The organism is Brasilonema bromeliae SPC951 (genome assembly GCF_012912135.1).
Taxonomy (GTDB): domain Bacteria; phylum Cyanobacteriota; class Cyanobacteriia; order Cyanobacteriales; family Nostocaceae; genus Brasilonema; species Brasilonema bromeliae.
In genome coordinates this window covers 1-24868 of the sequence record NZ_QMEB01000067.1, presented here as the reverse complement: position 1 = coordinate 24868, position 24868 = coordinate 1, and the positions used below count along the sequence as shown (strand labels likewise).

Sequence of the window (24868 nt, the reverse complement as noted above, 5' to 3'; positions counted from 1 at the left end):
CCATTTCAAGTGCAACTTGTAAGGACTACACTTCATTATGTACCCATTCCGGAAGTTATGTCCAGATATTTACAGATTTTAAGTTACAGTTCCCAACCCCACCTAGTTGCTGTGTAGGTGGGGTATTGTTGACACTCCTGGGCCAAAAGGCATGAGGATTCTTTAAGAGGAGGTAACTAACAATTGTTAGCCATTGCTCGGAACAACCACTTCACCAATCCGGTTACTCGAAATCGGTGGCAGTTCACTGGGCGGTGTCAATTGCCCCTACTCCCTCCGGCAAGACGTAAACTTACCATTGGGTCTACTTTTGTATGTTTATTGCAACACTTGCGCTCAATTGTTTCTGCTTGTGGGGGCTGGAACTAGAGTGCTTAGCACCGATTTAACTATTTCAGTTAAAAGCCTTTTAACTAGAACGTCCCGCCACGCTTGAGTTTTACCCACCAATAATGGCGCTTTGTGGCTTATCTAATTATAACAGTAAAAGCCGTCCTAGAAGGACGGGGTTTCAGACCCAAATTTTCGATTTCGATGAACGGGATTTACACAATGAAACGAAAATTAACGTCTTTAAAGAATGTAAGGTGTAAGGTTAGAGGTACAATGGATTGCGCCTTTACGGGTGTAGAGAAAGTATCACAATCCTCACCATAACTACACACTTCACTCCTCACTTGCAGTCTTAACAAAAAGTTTGGTGTGTAGGTTCAAGATTAACAGAAATTTTACAGGAAAAACCTGCCGCTACCGCGATCAGTGTCGATATTCACAAGATGCTCCCTAATGATCTAGAGTGTTTAATTCTATATACAAGTTATAGAAAGACAAACAGGAAAATAAGCTAGCGTATCACAAATATTCAGCCAAACAAAATATTCTTATTTTCAAAAGAATCTGTTAAGAAATATTAAGTAAAAAGTGCTATGGCAGCATTAAATAAATCTTTTCCGTAATCACGAGCTATTGAGCAGTAGTCATGATTATTCTACCGAGAGTAAACCTCTGTTTATTGTGAATGCTACTGTCGATTACAACCACATATTATCCAGCTACAGATTTAGGGTACTTACTGCATAAACACCCAGATCGTTGTCAGTCTTTTCCTCTTTCCTTTGGACAAGCGCACATTTTCTATCCAGAAGCAAATGAGCAACGATGCACTGCGACACTACTTTTGGATATTGATCCAGTGAAGTTAGTGCGCGGACGTAGTGCAAATTTAGAACAATATGTGAATGATCGCCCTTATGTTGCTTCTTCATTTTTAAGTGTGGCGATCGCCCAAGTTTTTAGTACTGCACTTGCAGGGCGTTGTAAAGATAAACCTGAATTGGTACAAACTCCCGTCCCTCTGGTTGCGAAATTGTCTGTTTTACCTTGTCGAGGTGGTGAAGGATTTCTACGACAGCTTTTTGAACCATTGGGTTACACTGTCACTGCTCAAAATCACGCTCTAGATGAGACATTTCCTGACTGGGGACAAAGCCAGTACTACACTGTAGAACTGCAGCATACCCTTCCCCTTGCTGAGTTGTTGAGTCATCTGTACGTTTTGATTCCCGTCTTAGATGACGATAAACACTATTGGGTAGGTGATGAAGAAATCGAAAAGCTGTTGCGTCATGGAGAGGGTTGGTTAACTGAACATCCAGCACGGGAAGCAATTACTCGTCGTTACCTCAAAAGACTACATCGTCTGACTCGCACTGCTTTAGCACAACTTGCAGAGGAAGACGAACTTGATCCAGACAGTACCCAAGAAAACCATGCAGAAGAAGAAGCAGCTGTAGAAAAGCCCATTAGTCTAAATCAGCAGCGGTTAAATGCTGTTGTTACTACTTTAAAAGAAAGCGGCGCAAAACGAGTGATTGATTTAGGTTGTGCTCAAGGGAATTTATTACGAACTCTGGTTAAAGATAGCTTTTTTGAGCAAGTAACTGGTGTTGATGTTTCCTACCGTTCATTGGAAGTCGCACAAGAGAGATTAGATCGCCTGCACTTACCTCGTACCCAATTAGAACGCCTACAACTCATTCAAGGCGCACTCACTTACCAAGATAAACGTTTTACAGGATACGATGCTGCTACAGTTATTGAGGTGATTGAACATCTCGACTTACCGCGCTTTGCTGTTTTTGAGCGCGTGTTGTTTGAATTTGCTCAACCCAAAACTGTGATTGTAACAACACCCAATATTGAATACAACGTCAGATTTGAGAAGTTACCTGCTGGAAAACTGCGACATAGAGATCACCGCTTTGAATGGACACGCCAAGAATTCCAAACTTGGGCAAAACAAGTTGCAGAACGCTTCGGCTACGCTGTGAAATTTCAAGCGATAGGAGAGGAAGATCCAGAAGTAGGTTCTCCGACGCAGATGGGGGTGTTTAGCCATCAAATTTAAGCAACATAATCACAAAAGTTTTTATAAGTGAGATGAAAATAACTTTTCCTGAACTTTCCTTAGTTGTCCTCATCGGTGCTTCCGGTTCCGGGAAATCAACATTTGCCCACAATCACTTTGCACCGTTTGAAATTTTATCTTCAGATTTTTGTCGCGGCTTAGTGTCTGATGATGAAAATAATCAATCTGCTTCTGGTGATGCGTTTGATGTGCTGCACTATATTACTGCCAAGCGACTGGCAGCAGGTAGACTAACAGTCATAGATGCTACTAACGTCCAGCCAGAAGACCGTAAAGCATTGGTGGCATTAGCACGGCAGTATCATTGTTTTTCAGTGGCGTTAAGCGTAGCTCTGCCGTAGGCAATCGCCCTCAATTTACCAGAACAACTGTGTCACCAACGTAACCAACAACGACCAAACCGCCAATTTGGTTCTCATGTCGTGCGCCGTCACACACCCGTTTTAGAAGCAGAATGGTTAAATAATACAATTGACATTTACGTCAACGAGGACTATCTGTCAAGCGGTCTTTGGCGATGCGGGAGTTTGCTTTGGGTGTCGAGGCTTTGGAGCGATTTGTTAACCGTGTTCCTTTGCGTCGTGTGCATGAGTGCGTTTTTGGGATTTTGGCGATGGAGAGCGAACCTGTAGATTCAAGATTGTAAAAAATTTTGTAGTTAGTAGCTCATTTTGGGGAAAAACAAAATTTGTCTGCAAGTCTTGTAAAGTAAGTGTTTTGAGGAGCAGATGGCACTTACTCCTTTTAGAGAGATTAGTGGAAAGCTACTTGGGAATTCATTCCCAAAACTAGTTGAATTGAAGTTCTGCTAGCTTCCCAAGTCGATTCCACCAAATACTCGCTAATAGTCGCCATCATGTCAAAGCTTCCTGGGGCTAGTTCTAGCAGAATTTCTAATATCACCTCACAAATAATCGGCTTCCAGTAGATTCGCATAAACTTGCTCCAAAAACCTCTGAAGATAAATACAGTGGCTTTTGACAAGTTATGCAACCTGCCTTACTTTGATAAAAATCAATACAGTTCAGTTAGTGGTGTTTAGTTTTGTTAAGACCCCCTAACAGAGTTAACGTGAGTTCGACGGAACTAAAAAATGGCAGGAGGTAGTGCAGGCAAATTTTTTGCCTTTTTCTAACCGTCGAACTCACGTCAGAGTTATATAAAAAGGGGGCTTAGTACAGGATTTCATAAATCCGTGACGAACTGAATCACTTACTGGTAAAGCTTCAAGAGGCTCAATAACGCTACGAACTTGTGAAACCCACCTTCCGCACTCCAGTTGATGTGGATTGAGTAATTACTCGTTTAAGTAATTACTCAAGAACCTTAGCTTTTTCATACGAGAAACCAAAACAAAGAGTGACTTTCACTTAATGAATTGGACTCATGCACCCTGATGTAATTTTTATATGCGAGTAAACAGAATTCGTACCGAGGGGAGACACCCCTCAGTGCAATCACCCCAAACTAAAATGGGCATTCCGTTTTATATCAAATCCGGTAGCATCTGAGTGATAAAAAAACCGCAGAGAGCGAATTTGCGGTGTGGATGTTCCTCCCGCAAAGTTCGCGGTGGGCGCAGAGGACACAGAGAGAGTTGAAATTATTTACTTCGCCGTAAGGAAATTGAAACAAGCCATTCAGACTTCTTCGTTGGGGTAATGAGATGGAAGTTGTTACCAGCATTAAAAAACTTTCCGCCTACTAATACCCCACGAAGAGATTGAAACTATGATCTCGACATAAAAATGTTTTGATGTCGGCGTTTGTCGCCACATTGCTCTAATGCTTATCCAGAGCCACTTTAGAGATGGTCGGTCGCGTTTTTCGCTACATTGGTCAAGAGGGTTAAATGTAACCCTCTTGACACCGATGAAACGCTTACCCAGTAGCACATTCAGGCATTCAGCTAGCGAAGCCGTGACGCTGTGAACGTAATCAACAACCGCAGTGCTAGGCTATGCAAAATAAGCAAGAGGTGCGATCGCATGAAACTAGCACTATCAACAAAAACCGAACCGTAACGACTAGGAGAGCAATTCAGTACTCATGTATAGATTTTTCCGGAATTATCTTGAAGTATGGTGTAGGATTAGATAACAGCACACTCCGTACAACAACGTGAATTCTACGAATTAAAAAAGGCTATCAACTGTAAGAAAAGCAAAAAACAGTAATAGCACTTAATGAAGGTAAATTTCCTTACTTTCTACCGAAATCACCATCGTTTGACAGCACCTGCTACTAGCAAATTAACTCGATATAAAGCGTGTTCACTAGTCATAAACAGCATTTTGCCATCATTTCCGCCAAAGGCAAAGTTTGAGATTGGAGCCTCAGTTAATATCTTGCCTAGCAGCAAACCTGCTGGAGAAAAAATATTTACGCCATCACCACAACCTGTGTAGATATTTCCATTTGCATCTACGTCAACTCCGTCTGGACCCCAAATTGGGTTCTCAGTCGTGCATAGCACTTCGCCACCGGAAACCGTTCCGTCTGGGTTCACCGTGAATGCGCGTATTTGTCGCTTATCCTCTGCTGAATCTCCAACATAAAGCTTCTTTTCATCCGGAGAAAAAGCGATGCCATTTGGCATACTCAAATCATCAGCAATTAATGTCAGCTTATTTGCTTTGGGGTCGAAACGAAAAACGCCCTGAAAATCCATCTCCTTGGTTCTGTTACCAAGACCGTAGGTTGGATCGCTAAACCAAATTGTCTGATCAGATTTTACTTCCAAGTCATTTGGTGAATTGAAGTGCTTGCCTGCATAATTATCCACCACTATTGTTCGCTGACCATCTATGTTGGTCATGCTAATCGCTCTCGATTCGTGTTCGCAAGTCAAAAGCCTGCCTTGCAAATCAAAAACATTTCCGTTTGGCTGATAGCTAGGCTTGCGAAAAGTCTGTAACCCTTGAGCATCACTCCAGCATCTATGTTCATCTGCACCAGTGTCACTAAAAATGAGCCGATGATGTTTTTTATCCCAAACTGGACCTTCGCAGAAGGACATTCCATCGGCAAGTTTAGTGATTTTGGTGTTTTTTGCTAACACACCTGGAATTCCAGTTTCTTGTGTATGACTCATTGTCAAAAATGCTCTTTGAGTTACAGTGCTTTTCAATTGACACTCTCCGGGCTAAAGCCACGGAGATTCTAAGAAGTTGTTCCGAACTCGGTATGTGCCGTCGCTCTCCACTTCTCCAATTTAAGAAGATTAATCCTTCTAGGCTGGGTCAACGCAGCCCTAGACACTCCGGTAAAACCATCGTGCTTACTTTTTCTACCAATATTTAGTGAACCATTCAGATCCGCATTAACCAAATGTCCATCCTTTGTTCTGTACAATCCGCGTTTAATTCGTATCCCAGAAAATTGGTATTCTTTCGGATTGTCGGCATAAACAGGGATTTCATCACCATCAATTGCGCTTGCTTTAGAGGTGTAAGATTCCTCTTGCTCTTGATAGTTCAACCCGTACCTTTCACACATCGCCTTCAACTTAGAACGCAAACTGTGAAAAGGTATCTGGACAAAGTTTTGGTTATTGCGTCCACCAATATTTATTTCTTGCTTGATGCCGGGGTTGTACCCAACAATCAAGTTAGCAATACCGTTAGTGATGCAGTGGTTCACGATAAATCGTGCTGTCTTGTTCAGGTAATCTCGGACTTGGTTATTGCGAAGGCTCGTGAGTTTCACTTGTTGATTCGTAATGCCATTAATATTCTGCTTATCTTTAATAGATTGCAGTTGGGCGTTACGCTTGTTGAACCACTGGTTAATAGATTTAATTGGTTTCCCATCCACAAGAAAGGATGCCCCATTGGTATCAACACAAGCAGCGAGATTATCAACTCCCAAATCGATGCTAATAGCACGATCACTTTTAACTTCTACGGGCTCGGGTTCTACTTCGCTGATAAATTCAACCTCAAAATATCTAGCATTATATTTTGGGTGAATCCTTACTTCCTTGATTTGATTGATGTTAAGTCTTTTGGGAAATGGAATCCAAACTTCGCCATACTGCTTTCTAAAAGCATTAGACATTGGAACTCGAAATTTCCCATCCTTGACAACAATTCTGGGAATTATCAGCAAGAAGTATCCATCTTTGGACAGGTAGTTGGGAAGCTTCACTTTTTGTTGATAACTCCCATTCTTAACCGCACTTATCAATCCGTAAAAGCTTTTAAAAGTCCTGTCTACGACCTTCAATGTTTGCTGTGCAATGTCTGTATTGAGAAGCTTATAGTTCTCATTGACCTTACACAAATGGTATGCAGACTCGTAACGCAAGTGCTTACGCTCCTGAAAAAAGTATTGCCGCACAGTGTACAAACCTACATTGTAGAGGTTCTTACTCAGTCGGCACAATTCGCGCAGAGCAACAAATTCAGGCTTATTCAGTTCTCTGATTTGGTTCTTTTGCGTCAGGTACATAAAACAAATTTCGCTAGAGACGCTAGTTTACAGCGAAAGTATAACCCAGTCAACAACAGAGACTGTGAGCTAAAGCCCACTGTGTCGCTTTTCCTCCCAGGGCTAAAAGCCACGCTCGTTCCAAGCTCTCGCGAGGTTTTTTATGATTACTATATGGTATTGCGAGCAAGCTCAAGCAATCATTTGATTTTCAAAACTGCCTAGCTTACTTGCTAGTAGTGGATTGTCCGTACCATAAATTTGAGATAGCTTTCCTGTTTGTGCCAAGATGGTTCGCACTTGTGCGTTAGAGATTTCAGCGAGGTTACGCCCTTGAGCGATCGCAATTCCTGCTGCAATTCCAACTCCCTGCCCAACACCACAGTTGAATTCCACAATTCTCCCAGCAGAAGAAGCATAGCCAACAAATCCAGAACCGGGACTAATAACAGCCAAGTTGGGTACATTTTTAACCAGGGCGTGCCGAATACCAATGTTGAACAAGGGCGGATTCAGAAATGCAAAATCGTTAAAACCTTTACCAGCAGCCCTTTCATCTAAGCCATTGATACCGCCACGAATATCAAAATGGTACCCAAAAGTTCCTAAAGCTTCACTTTGTGGTACACCACCTGCAAGCATCTCAGATCCACTCAGAGGATCAACTGCCCCTGTAATATTACCAGCATGACGAATATAAAGTTCTTCTACAGACTTCACCTGACTCGCGCCAATGCTTTCAAACCACTTTCTCACAAATACCATCTCACGCAGCATGTCTGATGTTGGCTTGGATTTGGCGCGTGTTAAAGCTTCTGCTTGGTCAGCATTAACTTTATATAACAGTGCATTCCAAGATAACCTTCCCTGAGACAGAATTGCTATATTTCCGTTGTCAAGCATGGTACCACTAGACTGTAGGGAAACAGGAGTACCCCTGAAAGCATGGTAAGCTATGGAGAGAGCTTTAGAGCGAACGTCGATGTAATCTTGACCTGCATACATCGTTTTCAGCTTGCCTGCGGAATCAACCAGGTCTTTTCTCAGCTCGTCTGCTCTTGCTGGATCTCCTCCTGCGGCAACATTTAACCATTTTTGAGCTTCAGTATCTGCTTTATTGGTGAAGCGTTTGAGATATTGAAACTCTACATTTTTGAGTTTTTCAATACTCAACCCCTGAGTTTCAAAGACTAAAGTCACTGCTAGTTCGGAGTCAGGTAAGCCAAAAGTTTCAAACCCCTTAAGTTTTTTCACTCCAGCCGCTTGCGCCAACTCTGCATTCACAGTGCAGTCAATAAACTGTTTGCCCGCATAGGTTTCACCTTTAGTCAGTTCAATAGCAGTGATTTTCTGTCCCTCTTTGATTACGGACTTAATTTCAATATCGCTAATAATATCTGCACGTACCTCTTGCAACATTGCTCGCAAAGCGCTATCAGCTTTAACCGGATCGAGAGCAATAAACGCTACACCAGCTCGTTTCAAAAATTCCTTGTAAATAGCCGCTGGATCACCAAAAGTGTCCAAATTACGTGATTGACGAATAGCAGCAGGAACTACAGAACGGTCAAGATAAGACAATCCACCACGTACTAAATGACCGCCAAGCCCTAATTTAGAATTTCCTTTCAACAGTAGCAAAGTCCGTGGATATTGATTTTTTTGACGGTTGTATTCGCGTGCCGCACATACTAGAGCTAGAATACCAGGAACTTCGTCGCCGAAGCAAATAATGTCATACGTGCTAGTTATGGTAGGAACTTTAACCTCAGGCATAGGTTTTCTGCTTAACCCTCAATTTTGTAAGATTTGATTTTCTAGATAAAGTCAACAATATTACTTCTTGTTATTCCAGAAATGAATCAGTTCCTTTACAAGTACTGTTTAAATGACTGGACGTCAGCACTACAGCTAACAAGTGTGAAAGCTGAGTAATAATTGCGACTACTGTTTTGTTTCAGCTATCGCAATATTTTGTATGATTTTATTCTAGTAATCCTTTCTTGACAATGAGTTGAAACGCCCGAAACAACGTAATGATACATCACCACGCCCGGGTACGTAGTGAACTGCTTCATCTTAGCGATAAACCGATATCTTAAGAACCTCCGTAGCTTCCCGGAGAGTATCAATCTAAACTCTGATCATCAAATTTCGTTGAATCGTTAATTTTGGCACCATAGAGGTTAGTAAGCTTTAAAGAAGCGTTGCTGAGGTTGGCGCTGCGGAGGTCAGCATTACTGAGGTTAGCACCGTTGAGGTTAGAAACGTTGAGGTTCGCACCAGTGAGATTCGCACCAGTGAGATTCGCACCAGTGAGCTGAATACCGCCAAGATAGGCATCATTGAGATTAGCACCTTTGAGGTTGGCACTGTCGAGATTGGCTAGGCTCAAGTTCACGTTTTTGAGATCGCTATTTTTGAGATCTGCACGTCTGAGGTTCGCACCACTAAGATCTGCACCATTCAGGTCAGCTTTACTGAGGTTGGCAAAGCTGAGGTTTGCACCACTGAGGTTTGCACCACTGAGATTTGCACCACTGAGGTTTGCATCACTGAGGTTAGCAAAGTTGAGATTTGCGCCACTGAGATTTGCACCACTGAGGTCAGAACTAGCAAGGTTGGCAGTACTAAGATTAGTAGTGTCAAGCTTGGCATTATTGAGATTTGCCCCACTAAGGTTAGCATTGAATAGGTTGGTACCGCTAAGGTTTGCCTCTCTAAGGTCTTCTCCTGCAAAGTTTTCAGCAGACAAGTTATGAGTTTGTGCTTCGTCAACGCGCTGGCTCAAGTTCAGAAGTTCTTGGAAAGATTCTTTAACCATTGGGCAACTTTGACCGACGTAGATACACTCCTCCTTAACTTTACGAGATATTTACTTGGCGTCATATCTATCTTTCGTTGTTTTTATTTCTTTACAAAAAATTGTAAATTGTAAAGTATTAGTTATTTTTGCCCCAGTAACTCAAGTAGCGATAGCTAGCCCCTAAGGGGGCGCTGCGCAAACGCTGCTGCGCAGAGCGCAGATCGCGAAATCACCTCACTCACCAACTGATTTCCCTGCAAGTTAAGGTGGATGTGGTCTTGATACAAGGCTTTGGGGTCTTGATTTGAGTTAAATATTGGTAAAAAATCTAAATAAGTGATTTGTTGGGCTTGACAAAATTCACTCAGGCGGTTACGTGCTATAACTTCGTAATCGCGGGGTCCAGGTTCACCAATTTCTCGGAGTAAGGGAGTCATGACGAGAAGAAATTGAGTATTGGTTTGAAGCGCAAGTGCTTGGATTTTGCCAATCGCCTCTAGATTAAAACCAACTCTATCGCCCCCTTCATTTTGTACTGCTTCTATTCCTGGTATTGGGGTTGGCTTGAATATATAACGTTGGAAGATTTCTGCTAATGCTAAAGGTGGTTTCTTGTCGGGGTAATTGCGATCGCATCCTACGGGTAAAGATGTGGGAGCGGTAGCAAACAAATCATCGGTGTTAATGAGTAGCACAAGTGCTTGAGCATCAAAACTACCAAACTTTTCCAAATAGGCTAATTCATTTCTTGGTCCCCAAGAGTTGGCTGAAGCATTTAGCACTTCTACTTGTTGAGAATTACTACTCACTGCTGAAGTTAACAAGCGCGATATTAAACTAGAAATTGTATTATCTTGGTCTGTCCACCAACCACCGTTAGCAATAGAATCTCCTAAAAGTAGCACCCTCAGGGTAGATGGTGAAGGCGTCTGGGCGATGGGTTCACTCCGCATCGAATACTGATTAATTGTAATACGATGACCAAAGCGACGGGTGCGTTGGTTAGGACTTAACAGATAACCAATCTGTTCATCCCGAATGTATGTTAGAGGATTGCCAAACCCGAACAGCAATCTTAATCCCAACTCTATGATCACAAACAATCCGATCACGACGACTAAACTGATAACCAGCACCACTTTCACTTGTTAAGTCCGTTTGTTCTAAGTTCCGTATATTTTACACTCGTAATGCCAGTCAATGGAGATGTTCCTACACAACGCTGGCTTGGTACTGCTGTAGGGTGGGCATTGCTCATGCCTATTCACTTAATTCGAGCGTGTATTGCAACCAAATACAAACTGCTATCAGTAGTTTTTTTGAAAAAATTGACAATTGTCACGTTCTAACTTATTCAATTTTCTGTGAGGAATTCAGTAATCAAAATGTCTAAAACAAGACCATGTCTCTATTAATATAAGTATTTATAACGATGAAACTGTTGCGAAGCTTAAACAAAATTGTAATATAAACTTTGCATCAGATGCATACATAAGGACTAGAATCGAAACGGGCAAGTTAGCACTGTAACAGAAGGAGGATTACAAAGCTATGTCCGACTTAAACCGAGGAATTATGAAGTTTGAGGGCGCTGATTCCCCAAAAGTAGTCACCATCTCTTCCGTGCTGCTTCTAGGGTCAATTTTGGCGCTGATCATTTGGGCACTGCAAGCAGCCTACGCAGTTCACTAAATTACATAATGGAACTCCCAACTTCAGGGAGCTAGATGTATCATAACAAGTCATCCTGAGTATCATTTTGCGCTTCTGTATGGGCGTAAATGCTCTGCTCAGGTATGACTGGAACTATAAATCATATTAAATAGTCAAAAGCAGAGAAAGTTTAATTGAGCAAGTGGTAAAAGACATTGGCAAAGACGATTTCCATCACAGCCAAGTGTGTACCATTATGGTGTAATGACGAAGAAAAATAATTATTAAATTTAAGGTTTGAGATTTTAGATTGAAAACACATCTAAAATCCAAAAGCAAAAATGTTAGAACTTTGGGGTATTGTAGTCGTTTTCATTGTCTGCCCGCTGTTAGGTGCGCTACCAATCATAGCTTGGCTCACTCAAGCTACAACAGGGCGGCAGTTAGCACAAATTGGTACAGGCAATATTAGTGTTTCATCTGCTTTTTACCACGGCGGTACACTGGTTGGAATTCTGGCTGTTTTTTCAGAAGCGATCAAAGGTATTGCTGCAGTCTTGCTGGCTCGTATTTTCTTTGGAGAGGGTTCAGCTTGGGAATTGATTGCTCTGATTGGCTTAGTATTAGGTAGATTCTTGGCGGGTAAAGGAGCTGGCACGACTAACGCTGTGTGGGGATTTAGCGTACATGATCCACTTGCGGCAATCTTTGTGTTATTGCTTGCCAGCGTAAGTTTTACCGTTGTGCGCTCTAGGCAATTGGCAAAATTTGGAATTTTAGTTCTATTTCCTGCAATTGTAGCCCTCTTGCATCCTGAAGCCCCAGCAAGAATCTTGGCTGCGGCTGCTCTTGCTGGGTTACTTGGCTGGATTTACAAACAAATTCCTGATGATTTGAATCTTCCTGTTGAAGACGCACAAAGCGACTCACAAGCAGCGTTTAAATTTTTTCGCGGGAATCAAAGCATTCTCACTTTAGATGATGAGTTGGAGGCGGCTTTTGTGGGACAAAAGGCAGCTCGATTAGCCGAAGTCAAACGATGGGGTTATCCAGTTCCAAAGGGATGGATCATTGGTCCGTACCAGAACCCTGAACCGTTGATAGAAATGCTTCAACCTTCAGATTTATTACCGTTTGTGGTACGTTCTTCAGCAATTGGAGAGGATACAGAACTTGCTTCCGCTGCAGGACAGTATGAAACGGTTTTGAATGTGACGAGTAAACAGGAGTTGCGAGATGCGATCGCCCGCTGTCGAGCCTCATACAATAGTGAACGGGCAATACAGTATCGACGCGATCGCACTGTTACCAAGCCTGTTGTTTCAAAACAGGATTCTCCATTCCAGAAGAACGCAGCAAAGTCGCAGACGGACTTTGGGCAAAATACGGGTGAACGCGCCGCCTTTGATGCAATGGCGGTGTTGATTCAACAACAAGTCCAAGGTGTCTATTCTGGCGTTGCTTTTACTCGTGATCCCATTACCAAACAAGGAGATGCGATCATCATTGAAGCTTTGCCAGGAAACGCCACGGGTGTCGTTTCTGGACGAGTAACGCCTGAACAGTATCGCGCTTATGTAGTTGAGACAGATAATTTCACTTCTATTCAATTAGAGGGTGAGGGAAATGTACCACCAATATTAATCAAGCAAGTCGCATATCTATCTCGACATCTGGAAGAACGTTACCACGGTATTCCTCAAGATATTGAGTGGACATACGATGGTCAAACTCTTTGGACATTGCAAACTCGACCCATAACCACCTTACTACCTATATGGACGCGCAAAATTGCTGCGGAGGTGATTCCTGGACTGATTCACCCATTAACTTGGTCGATTAATCGTCCTTTAACTTGTGGCGTCTGGGGAGAAATTTTTGCTTTGGTGTTGGGTGAACGCTCTGTCGGGTTGGATTTTAACCAAACAGCGACATTACACTATTCTATATCTTACTTTAATGCCACCCTAATAGGAGAAATTTTCCGCCGCATGGGTTTACCCCCTGAAAGCTTGGAGTTTTTAACTAGGGGAGCAAAAATGAGTCAGCCTCCTATAGAAAGCACGTTGCGGAATTTTCCTGGTTTAGTGCGTTTGCTGTTGCGGGAGTTTTCTCTCACACTGGATTTCAACAGGGATAATCGCAAGCGGTTTGTTCCGGCTTTGTCTCAGTTAGCTAAGGAACCCGTAGAAAACTTCGATCCAGCAAGGCTGTTGGCAAGAATTAACTTTATTCTGGAGTTACTTCGTCGTGCAACGTACTACAGTATATTAGCTCCGTTGAGTGCGGCGTTGCGACAAGCGATATTTCGGGTGAAGGATGGGGATCTTGATAACAGTCGGACGCCAGAGGTAGCGGCGTTGCGAGCCATTCAAGATTTAGCCATAAATGCTAGGCAGATCTTACCTGAGTTTAACCCAGATAAAGTGTTTGAGCAGTTAAGACGAACCCCCGGAGGGCAAGAAATTGTAAACAAGTTCGACAAATTGCTTGAGTGTTACGGTTATTTGAGCGAAGTGGGAACTGATATTGCTGTTCCCACTTGGAAAGAAGAATCAGAGGCGGTTAAGCAGTTGTTTGTACAGTTTATGCAGACAAATGAACCGCTTAAACACCAAAAGTGTAGAAGGAAAAAGAAGAGAGGGTTTGTCCAAAAGCGTGTGCATCTTAAAGGGCGAGTCACAGAGGTATATTCTCGACTTTTAGCTGAGTTGCGCTGGTGTTTTGTAGCGTTGGAACAGGTTTGGTTAAAGTCGGGCTTACTTAAACAACCAGGAGATATCTTTTTCTTAGAGTTTGAGGAAGTACGGCGTCTTGCTGAAAGTTTTGAACCTGCTTTTATCCAACAGTTGCAGGGTTTAGTACAACTGAGGCGCACACAATTTGCACAAGATAATCAGCGAAATCCAGTACCCCTTTTAGTTTACGGCAATAATCCTCCCCCATTTTCTTTGCAAACTGCAATTCCTTCTCCTAACCGTGTTTTACAAGGCATTCCTGCCAGCCCTGGACAAGCAGAAGGACGGATTAAGGTGTTGCGGAATTTACAGAGTGTTGCGGATATTGACCGAGACGTCATCCTGGTTGTACCTTATACAGATTCCGGTTGGGCACCTCTACTCGTTAGGGCTGGAGGGTTGATTGCTGAAGCGGGTGGACGACTTTCCCACGGGGCAATCATTGCTCGCGAGTATGGTATTCCTGCTATCATGGATGTGACAAATGCTATGTCATTATTGCAAGATGGTCAGAAAGTGCGGATTGATGGGTATAGAGGTATTGTGGAAATATCCGACGACTTAAGACTACAATAAGGTTTATCTCCCCTGAATGACTTGGCGAAAGAATTGGTTCTCACCTATTTGAGATTGCTAGTGGAAAATTGACACTGCAGCCGCCTAAGGCAGGGACTTTTGCCATATTAAATTTATTTAATGTGGTGCTAGAAAGTGTAAATTATTCCCGTTTTCTACAGTGGTTCTTAAAAAATTGTTATGAATCTATCGTCTACAAGACGGCAGAGTGTTCCTGAGCGAATATAATATTGTACAGTTCATATAAGTATTAAAATTAAGACAATAAATCGAGAGTTATCACCTGACGCATCTTAACGACCAAACAAGGTAATTGTAATTGATTGAAAAATTGCTCCCTAAAGATAAGGCATGCAAAACCCAGGCAGATCACAGACAACAGAGCTGAGTTTAGAACTTTTTCATGTTCAAACCGACACTCCTCTTGAGTTGGCGCAAAATTTTTCTGTTATTCGCATTGGCAAGCCCAAAGATCAGACTATGCCTGAGATTAATGTTGCAGGCTTACCAAATGCCAATTTTGCTTCTCGACTCCATGCAGAGATTCATGTCGAAAAAAGTACTTACTATCTCGTTGATGTTGGCAGCGTCAATGGTACATATCTCAATAATATCAAGCTAGAGCCAACAAAGCGCTATCCACTTAAGTTTGGAGATAAGATAGACCTAGGTCATGGGGGTAAGCTCACATTTATCTTTCTACAGAAACAAGAACAAGAATTAGCAACTCACTCTGATAATACCATGCTGAATCATTCACCCACAGTGATTCAGGTTGAATTGGTTGCGAACACAAACCAATCTCGAATGGAGATTTTTACTAAGCTCATTGGCTTGGTATTGATGATAGCAGGAATTTTTATTTTAGCGAATACTCAGATTGCTGATTCTGTGCGCATTCCAGGTGTACTTTCATGTGCAGTAGGGGTTGTAGTCCTTATCTGTCGTCATGCATTCCGTCATTTAGCATGGTCTTTGATGGCATTAGGAATTACAGTCATGTTTTTTAATGGCAATGCCTTTGTACCAGCATCTCTTTTGGCTATCCTCGCATCCTGTGCTTTGTTAGTCGTTGGATGTCAACTATTTACGTCTGGGAAATTTTTGAACTTTAGTTTGCGAAAGAATTAATAGAGAAATAGTTATTGACGTGCAACATAATCTGTAAACTTCCCTTTTTTGGAAAGTGCCGTTTCGTCAATACATAAAATTATTTCTCTGTCTGCGATAAACATTTTTGCTAACCATAATAATATAGTTTATCGAATCGCCTTTACATCCGACAGCAGTGGTCTCAAAAAATGATATGGGATTGACTCTCTTTTAGTCAGAATAGGGAGAAGCGATTACCTTCGGTAGAGCTTCGCTTAACGCTCATCAAAATTTCCTTGCTACTTCTGAGTCTCAACTAGGACTCCTCCAAAAATTTTTTCTCAGCTAGGTACACTTTTCTTCCTTCTTCTCTATTAAGAGTTAAGCGTTAATAGTTGTCTGTTAAGAGTTAAGCGTTAAGAGTTCCCTGTTCCCTGTTCCCTGTTCCCTGTTCCCTGTTCCCTGTTCCCTGTTCTCTGTTCCCTGTTCTCTGTTCCCTGTTCTCTGTTCCCTATTTTTTACGTATGCCGCTAATAAGCTGATCTAAATAAAATAGTACACCAATTTCAGAAACTTTTTTAAGAATCTGCGAAACGGAAAATGATAAGTTAATACATAGATTAAGAAAAAATGTAGTTATCGCAAACAAAGGACAGCCTTGAGTTATCATTACGATGGCATAGCCCCTCACGGTGGGCAATTGGTGAATCGCATCGCTACACCTGAGCAAAAACAAGTATTTCTCTCAAAAGCCGACTTTCTACCGCGAGTTCAACTTGATGAACGAGCAGTATCAGATTTGCAAATGATTGCAATTGGTGGTTTTAGTCCACTAACTGGTTTTCTGAACCAGGAGGATTATAACGGCGTTGTTGCTCAAATGCGGCTCGCCAACGGTACTGTTTGGTCAATTCCTGTTACACTTTCGGTTGGTGAGCAAGTCGCCGCCTCTTTAAAAGAAGGTGATTTAGTCCGCTTGGATAATCCCGCTGGTCAATATATCGGCGTATTAGAGCTAACACAAAAATATCACTACGACAAGACTCGTGAAGCGGTTCATGTTTATCGAACCAATGATTCAAAGCATCCTGGTGTACAGGTGGTTTATAATCAAGGTTCTGTAAATTTAGCAGGTGATGTGTGGTTATTAGAACGCGAGCCTCATCCTCTGTTTCCAAAATACCAAGTTGATCCCGTCGAGTCTCGGCAGGTGTTTCAGGAACTGGGCTGGAAAACTATTGTTGGGTTCCAAACTCGCAATCCGATCCACCGCGCTCATGAATATATCCAAAAGTGCGCCCTAGAAATTGTGGATGGTCTATTTTTGCACCCATTGGTTGGGGCGACGAAAGAAGATGACATTCCCGCAGATGTGCGAATGCGCTGTTACGAAATTTTGATGGAAAAATACTACCCACGTAACCGCGTCCTTTTAGCAATTAATCCCTCGGCTATGCGTTATGCTGGTCCTCGGGAGGCAATTTTCCATGCTTTGATTCGCAAGAACTACGGTTGCACTCACTTTATCGTCGGGCGGGATCATGCTGGCGTAGGGAATTACTACGGCACTTATGATGCTCAGCACATCTTTTATGAGTTTAAGCCTGAAGAACTGGGCATTGTACCGATGATGTTTGAACACGCCTTTTACTGCACGTGTACCCAGCAAATGGCGACAGATAAAACAAGTCCTTGTCTTCCAGAAGAGCGCATTCATCTTTCAGGAACAAAAGTGCGGGAAATGCTGCGCCGAGGCGAGTTACCTCCACCAGAATTTTCTCGTCCAGAGGTGGCGGCAGAATTGGCACGGGCAATGCGAGTAGCAGTTCATACTTACGAGATTTAAAGCACACAAAAGGCAGATAGTAAAGTGTAAAAGGTTGCTTTACACCCAGACCTCAGCCCTTTAAGCTATACCTGATAGACTGAGGGCTGATTATTAATTTAACTTATGAAGCGGCGAACGTTTTTACAAAGTTTTGGCTCTATATTCGCAGTGTTGAGTGCGATTGAAACTGGGTGGTTGACATTCTTGAGCAGCAACTATCAAGCTTTTGCACAATCTGCACCGCGTAAGTTGGCTTTATTAGTTGGCATCAATCAGTACCCACAATCTCCAGCTTTGAGCGGTTGTCTAACTGATGTGGAACTACAAAGGGAACTTTTGATTCACCGCTTTGGTTTCCATCCGTCTGATATTATCTCGTTAACTAATGAACAAGCCACAAGAAAAGCCATTGAGACGACTTTTTTCGAGCATCTGGTTAAGCAAGCTAAACCTGATGATGTCGTTTTCTTCCACTATAGTGGCTATGGCACTCGTGTCAAATTGGAAATGCAAGAAACAGAGCAAAACGCTCTTGTTCTATTTAATGAGACAGATGTACAAGAAAGTAAAAAAGTCAACTATTTATTAGAAGAAACACTGTTGCTCATGTTGCGATCGCTTGCCACAAACCATGTAGCAGCAGTGTTAGATACAAGCTACTACACCAACTCCAACTCTTTACCAACAAACCTGCGAATTCGCGCCCTCCCAGAACCAGAACAAGCTATCCTGTTACCAGAAGAACTTGAGTTGCAAAAACAGCTACAAGAAAAAGTCTCTAGTGAAGAGTCAGTGATTGTGCTTTGCGCAACCTCTACCCCCAAGGAATTGGCAAGGGAGGGACAGTTGTCTGGTTTTAGTGCTGGATTATTTACCTATGCCTTAACTCAGTACTTATGGGAAGCCACACCAGCAACAACAATTCGAGTCTGTTTGTCTCATGTGGGAGGTTCTATTCAGCAGTTGGGTGGTACCAAACAGCAGCCAGGTTTATTGCTAGATAGCAAAAATCAGCTTTCTCGTACACCGATTGGAGATATTTTGCTCCCAGACAGCACTTGTGCAGAAGGAGTGGTTACAGGAGTTGAGGATGATGGGAAAACAATTTTACTGTGGCTGGGAGGATTACCTGCACAAGTACTAGAATACTACGGAGTCAATTCACGACTCACGCTCATTACAAAAGAAGGATCGAATATACAGCTGGTTTTGAAATCGCGTGTTGGGTTAACAGCAAAAGCGCAAATTTTTAGTTCTGATGGTACAACTTCTCCCCAAGTCGGACAACTTGTTCAGGAAACTGTGCGAGTGATACCCCGAAATATTGGTTTAACAATCGCCTTGAATGGACTCGAAAGAATTGAACGAGTAGATGCAACAAGTGCTTTTGCAACCGCCACCCATTTATTAACTGTAGTCACCGGAGAACAACCAGCAGATTATGTGTTTGGGAGAGTACCTGAAGCGAACAACAAAGATGTAGCAGCGACAAACTCTACAACCGTTTCTCCCAGTCCTTACGGTTTATTTTCTGTTGGTGGTGAGTTGATTCCAAACACTGCTGGAGAAGCAGGAGATGCAGTGAAGGTGGCTGCACAGCGGTTAAAACCAAAATTAGGAACTTTACTGGCGGCAAAATTATGGGGACTAACAGAAAATACAGGATCTTCTCGCTTGGGGATTAGGGCAACATTAGAGGTAATCAGCCCTCTAACACCTCGTTCCCTCATACAACGAGAAACTGTGCGAACTCAAAGCACTGAAACATCAAACAAGAAGTCATTCAATCCTGAACTTGGTGATATTCCCACTGTCAGCCTTGGCAGTAAGATACAGTATCGAGTGGAAAACAAGAGCGATCGCCCTGTTTATCTGATGCTACTAGCATTAAATAGCAGTAGAACTGCGATCGCCCTGCTTCCCTGGTACAAGGATACTCAACCAGACTCATCGCAAGTCAAACTACTTCTCAAAGATATAGTCGTCTCCCCAGGGGAGACTTTGACAGTACCACAAACGACTTCAGGTTTTGAATGGGTTGTGCAAGCACCAACTTCCTTAAGTGAAACCCAACTTATTTTTAGTACTGCACCTTTTACCCTGTCCCTTGCTGCTTTAGAAGCTGCTAAGTATCCCCAAGCAGAACAACACCGCATTCAGCCCTTGAGAAACCCCCTAGAAGTCGCACAAGCTGTTTTACAAGATTTGCATAATGCCAGTGCAGTCAAGGATATGAACACTACAGCGACTGATTCCTATGTGTTGGATGTGAATCATTGGGCAAGCCTTAGTTTTGTTTATCAGGTGGTTTGACAAAAATTGCTAGCTTTCAGGCTAGCATTAATTTCTTCGTCTGCCTGACAGAGTTGAGTTTAGTTCTATGAACTAATTTTCTCCCAAAAACTCTCGTATGTACTGATTGACTAACTGAGGCTGTTCCTGCTGTACCCAATGACTACAGTTAGGAATATATTTGATTTGAAGATCTTTCACGTAAGCTTGAGTGCCGTAGGTTAATTCCTTGCCAAGGGCAGTATCGTTTTCTCCCCAAATCATCAACGTTGGTACTGACAAAACGCCCCAATTTTGATTAACTATTCTCTGTTGAAAAATGTTGCGGTAATAGTTCAACATTGCTGTCAGGGCACCACGTTTGGCTGCAGCATCTTTGTAAGCGTTGATATCCGCTTGCGTGAAAGCGCTTTTGTTAACTGCCATACCTTGAAAAGCAGTTTCAATGAGTTGATAATCCAAAGATTGTATGAGGAATTCCGGTATTCCTGGTAATTGAAAAAAGAACATATACCAGCTACGTAGCAACTGTTGAGGAGTGCGTAAGCCTTCGGCAAATTTAGCGGGATGAGGCAGATTAAGTACAATTAAACGCTCTACCATTTGGGGATGAGAGTAAGCGAAATTCCAGGCGATCGCACCACCCCAATCATGTCCCACCAAAATACATTTTTCGTATCCCAATCCCTTAATAAGACCCTCAACATCTCTGACAAATTCATCCATCACATAAGCTGACTGATTCTTAGGCTTTTCGCTATCGTTATAGCCACGCAAGTCAAGGGCAACAACTTTAAAATTTCGGGCAAATTCTGGTATTTGATGCCGCCACGAGTACCAAAACTCAGGAAATCCATGCAACATTACCATCAGAGGACCATTCCCTTGAGTAACGTAATGCAATCTAACGCCGTTTGCAGTGATATACTTGTGCTGCCATGAACCTTCTAGTACAGACATAATTTATACTCTTCTAGTTAGATAAGGGGACTCTCAATACAAGTATTAATAATAACTAATATCTGAAAATTATCCATATGAAATAAAAACTTGAAAATAAAATGAGTCTTCAACCATTCTTAATTTAAGAATTGATAATTCCTCTTTTGGTAGATGTATGTTTGGGATAAAATCTGCTAAATACTTAGCCATGATGAAATCCAAGTCTTATGACACAGCAACTAATACATCATCATTCTTTATGGATTGAAAGACTAGCTAGATTTGGTTATATATCTAAAGGAATAGTTTACGCGATCGTTGGACTATTGGCAGCGCAGGCGGCATTTAGCAGTGGTGGTAAAATCACTGATACTAAAGGCGCTCTCCGGGAAATTGTCAATCAGCCATTTGGAGAGTTTCTACTAGCTTTAGTGGCAATTGGACTCATTGGATACGTAATTCTTCGTTTTGTACAGGCAATAAACGATCCAGAAAATAAAGGCACAGATGCTAAAGGTTTGGTACAGCGAGTTGGTTATGTCATCAATGGTTTGATCTATGCTGGTATTGCTTTGAGTGCTGTGCAAATTATTCTTGGTTCTAACAGTGGTAACAGTAACTCTAGACAAGATTGGACAGCAAGATTACTTTCTCAACCCTTTGGTCAATGGTTAGTTGGTGCTGCGGGGGCGTTTGTTATTGGTTTGGGTTTCTACCAGTTTTATCAAGCCTTTAGTAGTCAGTTTCGGAGAAACTTAAACTTGAATGAATTGGACGATTCAGAACGCAAGTTGGTAATGGGTATTTCTAGATTTGGTTTAGTAGCCCGAGGGATAGTCTTCTGTATTACTGGCTGGTTTTTGATTCAAGCAGCAACTCAGTCTGACGCTAGTCAAGCAGGAGGTTTAGGTGAGGTGTTACAGACGCTAGCACAACAACCATTAGGTCCTTGGCTTTTGGGTATCGTGGCGCTGGGTTTAATTGCCTATGGTGTTTACATGGTGATTCAGGCACGGTATCGTCAGGTAGTCACACGTTGAAAAGTGCATGGCAAGAGTAGAAATACGCGGTGTCTGGCTAACTACAACAGATAGCAAAGTTTTCCATTCCCGAGAAAACATTGCGTCAGCTATGGATTTCCTCGCCCAGACAGGATTTAATGTTGTCTTCCCTGTTGTCTGGAATCAGGGGGCGACAATGTATCCAAGTCAATTGATGCGTCAAACCTTTGATACAGAAATCAATCCACAGTTTGTAGGACGCGATCCCTTGGCGGAAGTCGTTACAGAGGCGCGGCGAGTTGGGTTAAAAATCATTCCTTGGTTTGAATATGGATTCGCCAGTTCCTACAATTTAAATGGTGGACAACTGCTGGCAAAAAAACCTGAATGGGCTGCCCGTGATTGTGAGGGTAACTTGCTGAAAAAAAATGGCTTTGAGTGGCTGAATGCCCTTGATTCAGAAGTTCAAAGTTTCATGTTAAATATAATATTGGAAGTCGTAAAAAATTACGATGTAGATGGCATCCAAGGTGATGACCGCTTGCCTGCATTGCCCAGTGAAGGTGGTTATGACAGGGGAACTCTGGAACGCTATCGTCAGCAGTTTGGTGAGGATCCACCAAAAAACTTTAAGGATGGAAGCTGGTTGCAGTGGCGTGCTGATATTCTCACTGAATTTCTTGCCCGCCTCTATCAAGAAGTCAAAGCGATTAATTCTAACCTGTTAATATCAATAACTCCGAATATTCATGACTGGGCATATAAAGAATACCTGCAAGACTCTCCTACTTGGTTGCAACGAGGGCTGGTAGATATTATCCATCCCCAAATCTATCGCCGTGATTTCTTCACTTATAAAAGTATTATTGATAAATTAGTAAACGAGCAATTTACGGATTCTACTCTCTCGAAGTTAGCACCAGGAATTCTGATGAAAGTTGGTTCTTACCGGATAAGTTCAGAGGACCTGTTGCAAGCTATTGAGTATAACCGTACTTGTGGGATTTCTGGGGAAGTTTTCTTTTTCTACGAAGGTTTGCGAGAAGAAAACAACGCCTTAGCTGAGGTGTTGCGAAAAAGTCCTTATGCTCAATCTGCTGCATTTCCTTCTCTAGAAGATTTGAATCAAGGTAGAGTAAGCAAGAAAATATCATTATCTATTGGGCAGCGGTTACTGAGGTTTTTAAAAAATCTTTTTTAATCAAGAAGCAGCAGCCAGTAGTAAAATGGCGATAGACTTATCTGTAGCGATGTTCTAGGGAGTTAAATCACAGTGATACGTTGATACAACAAACACGCAAATTAGTTAAGTCGCTGCAATCGGGCTAAATGTCCGACTAATTCTCATTGTTTGTTGTAATGACATTAGGAGTTACTGTGAATATTCCTTCTGAGTATCTCGAAAAAATTCGTGCTGTCTACCCTAATATATCTTTTGAGCATCTGGACTTTAATCAAGATGGCATGGTTAACGTGTTGGTAGTTGTTAATCATGACCTTGTATGTCGCTTTGCTAAAGATGACTGGGGAAAAGAGGTTCTTTCCCATGAAGTAATGGTGTTGGAAGTGGTGCGAAACTATGTTGATTTGCGGGTTCCACACTTTGAACACCAAGAAGTTGGCTTTGTCAGCTACAGATTTATTAAAGGTGAACCGCTTTCGCGTAACACTCTGCTGAAGCTGAGTGAAGCATCACAAGCGCGTATCATCTCCCAACTAGCCAGATTTCACCAACAATTGCACAGCATCCCAAATGAAGTTTTAGTTAATGCTGAGGTGCCTTCCTCTGGTGCTGCGCGTTCCCGTGAAGATTGGTTGGAGTTGTACGAGCAAGTTCAGGAAACTCTTTTTCCACACTTGTGGCGTCATCAGCAAACTTGGATACATGAATTGTTTGCGCCCGTAATTACAGGCGAACTTGACCTGAGTTACACGCCCGTACTTATTGATGGCGATAAGGCTGTGTATCATATCCTGTTTGACTCTGTGTCAGAAAGCATTAGTGGTGTTATCGATTTTGGTACTGCTGGTTTAGGCGACCCAGCTTGCGATATTGCTGTGCAACTCGGAAATTACGGTGAAGGAATTGTGCGACGTATGGAAAGCGACTATCCAATGTTACCGGAAGTTATCGACCGGGCACGCTTCTGGGTGGGAACACTTGAGCTTCAGTGGGCTTTCGCTGGGATAAAGTATAAGGATATCTCACTATCGTTAGCACATATTGGTTTAGCGAGAGAGGTTCAACCTGTAGGTACACGCTAAATTAACCCGCCATAGCCAATGGGCATATCCACCCTTGTGTCTAGAAACGAATGACACGCTTGTAATGCTCCCAAAGCAGGCGTTGCAGGGGGAGAAAGTTTTTTCCATAGGGGCATACAGATGACTTGAACAGCAACAAAACTCATTTTTTCGGAGCGATCGCATGGAATATCAATTGCAGGTGGAAAAAGATATTGAAACTCTTAAAAACGATTTACCAACACTTTTTCAAAAGGATATTTCTTACGACATCTACACGCAAGATATTTACTTTCAAGACCCAGTCAATAAATTTAAAGGAAAATTGAACTATCGCATTATCTTTTGGACTTTGCGATTTCACGCTCGATTATTTTTTACGACAATCTACTTTGATTTACACGAAGTCTATCAGTCAGCCGAAGACATAATTTTGGCGAAGTGGACAGTCAGGGGCGTTTTGCGCGTTCCTTGGAAAGCTGGAGTGTTTTTCAATGGCTACTCAACTTACAAACTTAATAAAGAGGGTTTAATTTACGAGCATATTGATACCTGGGATCGCAAGCCAGGAGAAATTCTGCAGCAGTTCTTCCGCAAAGGAGGAGACATCAGCAATTCAAAATTTTAAATATGCCCTTTAGGCAACCTACAAAGAAGGATGCAATTCCTACGTCGAATTGTCGCGACTGGTAATGATTTAGGATTGCTATAGTAGTGGTTTCAGTTATCTATTGACCTTTTTTGAATTCAAAGTATGCCCTACGGGCACGCTGCGCTATCAAAATAATAACTCTTTTTTTGAATTGATTAATTCGGCTCCTCGCCCCCACCATAATC

19 protein-coding genes and 2 pseudogenes are annotated in these 24868 nt (G+C 42.3%); 13 read left to right on the top strand and 8 right to left on the bottom strand.

Translation table 11 applies throughout. The features are described 5' to 3' along the window. Positions 1 to 1018 precede the first annotated feature (1018 nt). The 3 genes and pseudogenes from DP116_RS10980 to DP116_RS10970 form a co-directional block, all read left to right on the top strand. Positions 1019 to 2407 carry a 3' terminal RNA ribose 2'-O-methyltransferase Hen1 gene (locus tag DP116_RS10980; RefSeq protein WP_169155222.1) on the top strand — a complete coding sequence of 463 codons (1389 nt, stop codon included), beginning with the start codon at positions 1019 to 1021 and terminating at the stop codon, positions 2405 to 2407. A 32-nt stretch (positions 2408 to 2439) separates the two neighbouring features. Further along, positions 2440 to 2874: pseudogene (locus tag DP116_RS10975) on the top strand (AAA family ATPase); the annotation flags it as partial. A 32-nt stretch (positions 2875 to 2906) separates the two neighbouring features. Then, positions 2907 to 3074 (top strand): annotated as a pseudogene (locus tag DP116_RS10970) (hypothetical protein); the annotation flags it as partial. Between the two features lie 107 nt (positions 3075 to 3181). Here DP116_RS10970 and DP116_RS10965 read toward each other — a convergent pair. After that, a complete protein-coding gene (locus DP116_RS10965; protein ID WP_169155220.1) occupies positions 3182 to 3364 on the bottom strand; it encodes a hypothetical protein in 183 nt (60 codons plus the stop codon). Positions 3365 to 4388: 1024 nt separating this feature from the next. Between DP116_RS10965 and DP116_RS10960 the strand changes: the two genes are divergently transcribed. Beyond that, the gene (locus DP116_RS10960) at positions 4389 to 4553 is read left to right on the top strand and encodes a hypothetical protein (RefSeq protein ID WP_169155219.1); all 165 of its coding nucleotides are present in this window, start codon (positions 4389 to 4391) and stop codon (positions 4551 to 4553) included. Positions 4554 to 4646: 93 nt separating this feature from the next. Here DP116_RS10960 and DP116_RS10955 read toward each other — a convergent pair whose 3' ends face one another. The 5 genes from DP116_RS10955 to DP116_RS10935 all read right to left on the bottom strand — a co-directional run bounded on the left by DP116_RS10955 (position 4647) and on the right by DP116_RS10935 (position 10810). Then, the gene (locus DP116_RS10955; RefSeq protein WP_169155218.1) at positions 4647 to 5522 is read right to left on the bottom strand and encodes an SMP-30/gluconolactonase/LRE family protein; all 876 of its coding nucleotides are present in this window, start codon (positions 5520 to 5522) and stop codon (positions 4647 to 4649) included. A gap of 68 nt (positions 5523 to 5590) precedes the next feature. Then, on the bottom strand, positions 5591 to 6880 hold the full coding sequence (locus tag DP116_RS10950) for an RNA-guided endonuclease InsQ/TnpB family protein (protein WP_169155217.1): 1290 nt from the start codon (positions 6878 to 6880) through the stop codon (positions 5591 to 5593). A 171-nt stretch (positions 6881 to 7051) separates the two neighbouring features. After that, positions 7052 to 8635: an FAD-dependent oxidoreductase gene (locus DP116_RS10945; RefSeq protein ID WP_169155216.1), complete on the bottom strand. Its 1584-nt coding sequence runs from the start codon at positions 8633 to 8635 to the stop codon at positions 7052 to 7054. A 352-nt stretch (positions 8636 to 8987) separates the two neighbouring features. Then, positions 8988 to 9683: a pentapeptide repeat-containing protein gene (locus DP116_RS10940; RefSeq protein ID WP_169155215.1), complete on the bottom strand. Its 696-nt coding sequence runs from the start codon at positions 9681 to 9683 to the stop codon at positions 8988 to 8990. A gap of 155 nt (positions 9684 to 9838) precedes the next feature. Continuing rightward, entirely contained in the window at positions 9839 to 10810 is a 972-nt protein-coding gene (locus DP116_RS10935; protein ID WP_169155214.1) for a GDSL-type esterase/lipase family protein, read from the bottom strand. A gap of 406 nt (positions 10811 to 11216) precedes the next feature. Between DP116_RS10935 and DP116_RS10930 the strand changes: the two genes are divergently transcribed. The 5 genes from DP116_RS10930 (at position 11217) to DP116_RS10910 (ending at position 19865) form a co-directional block, all read left to right on the top strand. Then, positions 11217 to 11357: a hypothetical protein gene (locus DP116_RS10930; protein ID WP_041039318.1), complete on the top strand. Its 141-nt coding sequence runs from the start codon at positions 11217 to 11219 to the stop codon at positions 11355 to 11357. Positions 11358 to 11659: 302 nt separating this feature from the next. Further along, a complete protein-coding gene (locus DP116_RS10925) occupies positions 11660 to 14632 on the top strand; it encodes a glycerol-3-phosphate acyltransferase (protein WP_169155213.1) in 2973 nt (990 codons plus the stop codon). Between the two features lie 351 nt (positions 14633 to 14983). Further along, positions 14984 to 15763: an FHA domain-containing protein gene (locus DP116_RS10920; protein ID WP_169155212.1), complete on the top strand. Its 780-nt coding sequence runs from the start codon at positions 14984 to 14986 to the stop codon at positions 15761 to 15763. A 619-nt stretch (positions 15764 to 16382) separates the two neighbouring features. Next, a complete protein-coding gene (gene sat, locus DP116_RS10915) occupies positions 16383 to 17570 on the top strand; it encodes a sulfate adenylyltransferase (protein ID WP_169155211.1) in 1188 nt (395 codons plus the stop codon). A gap of 105 nt (positions 17571 to 17675) precedes the next feature. Then, complete coding sequence (locus DP116_RS10910; RefSeq protein WP_169155210.1) at positions 17676 to 19865, top strand: caspase family protein; 2190 nt, start codon at positions 17676 to 17678, stop codon at positions 19863 to 19865. 72 nt (positions 19866 to 19937) lie between these two features. Here the strand turns inward: DP116_RS10910 and DP116_RS10905 are convergent, their stop codons facing one another. Next, entirely contained in the window at positions 19938 to 20804 is an 867-nt protein-coding gene (locus DP116_RS10905) for an alpha/beta fold hydrolase (RefSeq protein ID WP_169155209.1), read from the bottom strand. Positions 20805 to 21013: 209 nt separating this feature from the next. Between DP116_RS10905 and DP116_RS10900 the strand changes: the two genes are divergently transcribed. The 3 genes from DP116_RS10900 to DP116_RS10890 all read left to right on the top strand — a co-directional run bounded on the left by DP116_RS10900 (position 21014) and on the right by DP116_RS10890 (position 24052). After that, positions 21014 to 21826, top strand: coding sequence for a DUF1206 domain-containing protein (locus tag DP116_RS10900; protein WP_169155208.1), 813 nt, complete (start codon positions 21014 to 21016; stop codon positions 21824 to 21826). A gap of 7 nt (positions 21827 to 21833) precedes the next feature. Then, positions 21834 to 22988, top strand: coding sequence for a glycoside hydrolase family 10-like protein (locus DP116_RS10895; RefSeq protein WP_169155207.1), 1155 nt, complete (start codon positions 21834 to 21836; stop codon positions 22986 to 22988). Positions 22989 to 23164: 176 nt separating this feature from the next. Further along, a complete protein-coding gene (locus tag DP116_RS10890) occupies positions 23165 to 24052 on the top strand; it encodes a phosphotransferase family protein (RefSeq protein WP_339381431.1) in 888 nt (295 codons plus the stop codon). On the opposite strand, the gene DP116_RS10885 is transcribed toward DP116_RS10890, so the two are convergent. Continuing rightward, a complete protein-coding gene (locus DP116_RS10885; RefSeq protein WP_169155205.1) occupies positions 24049 to 24198 on the bottom strand; it encodes a hypothetical protein in 150 nt (49 codons plus the stop codon). The two genes, DP116_RS10890 and DP116_RS10885, sit on opposite strands and share 4 nt — an antisense overlap. A 17-nt stretch (positions 24199 to 24215) precedes the next feature. Between DP116_RS10885 and DP116_RS10880 the strand changes: the two genes are divergently transcribed. Then, positions 24216 to 24659, top strand: a complete 444-nt coding sequence (locus DP116_RS10880; RefSeq protein ID WP_169155204.1) for a C6orf136 family protein — start codon at positions 24216 to 24218, stop codon at positions 24657 to 24659. Positions 24660 to 24868 lie beyond the last annotated feature (209 nt).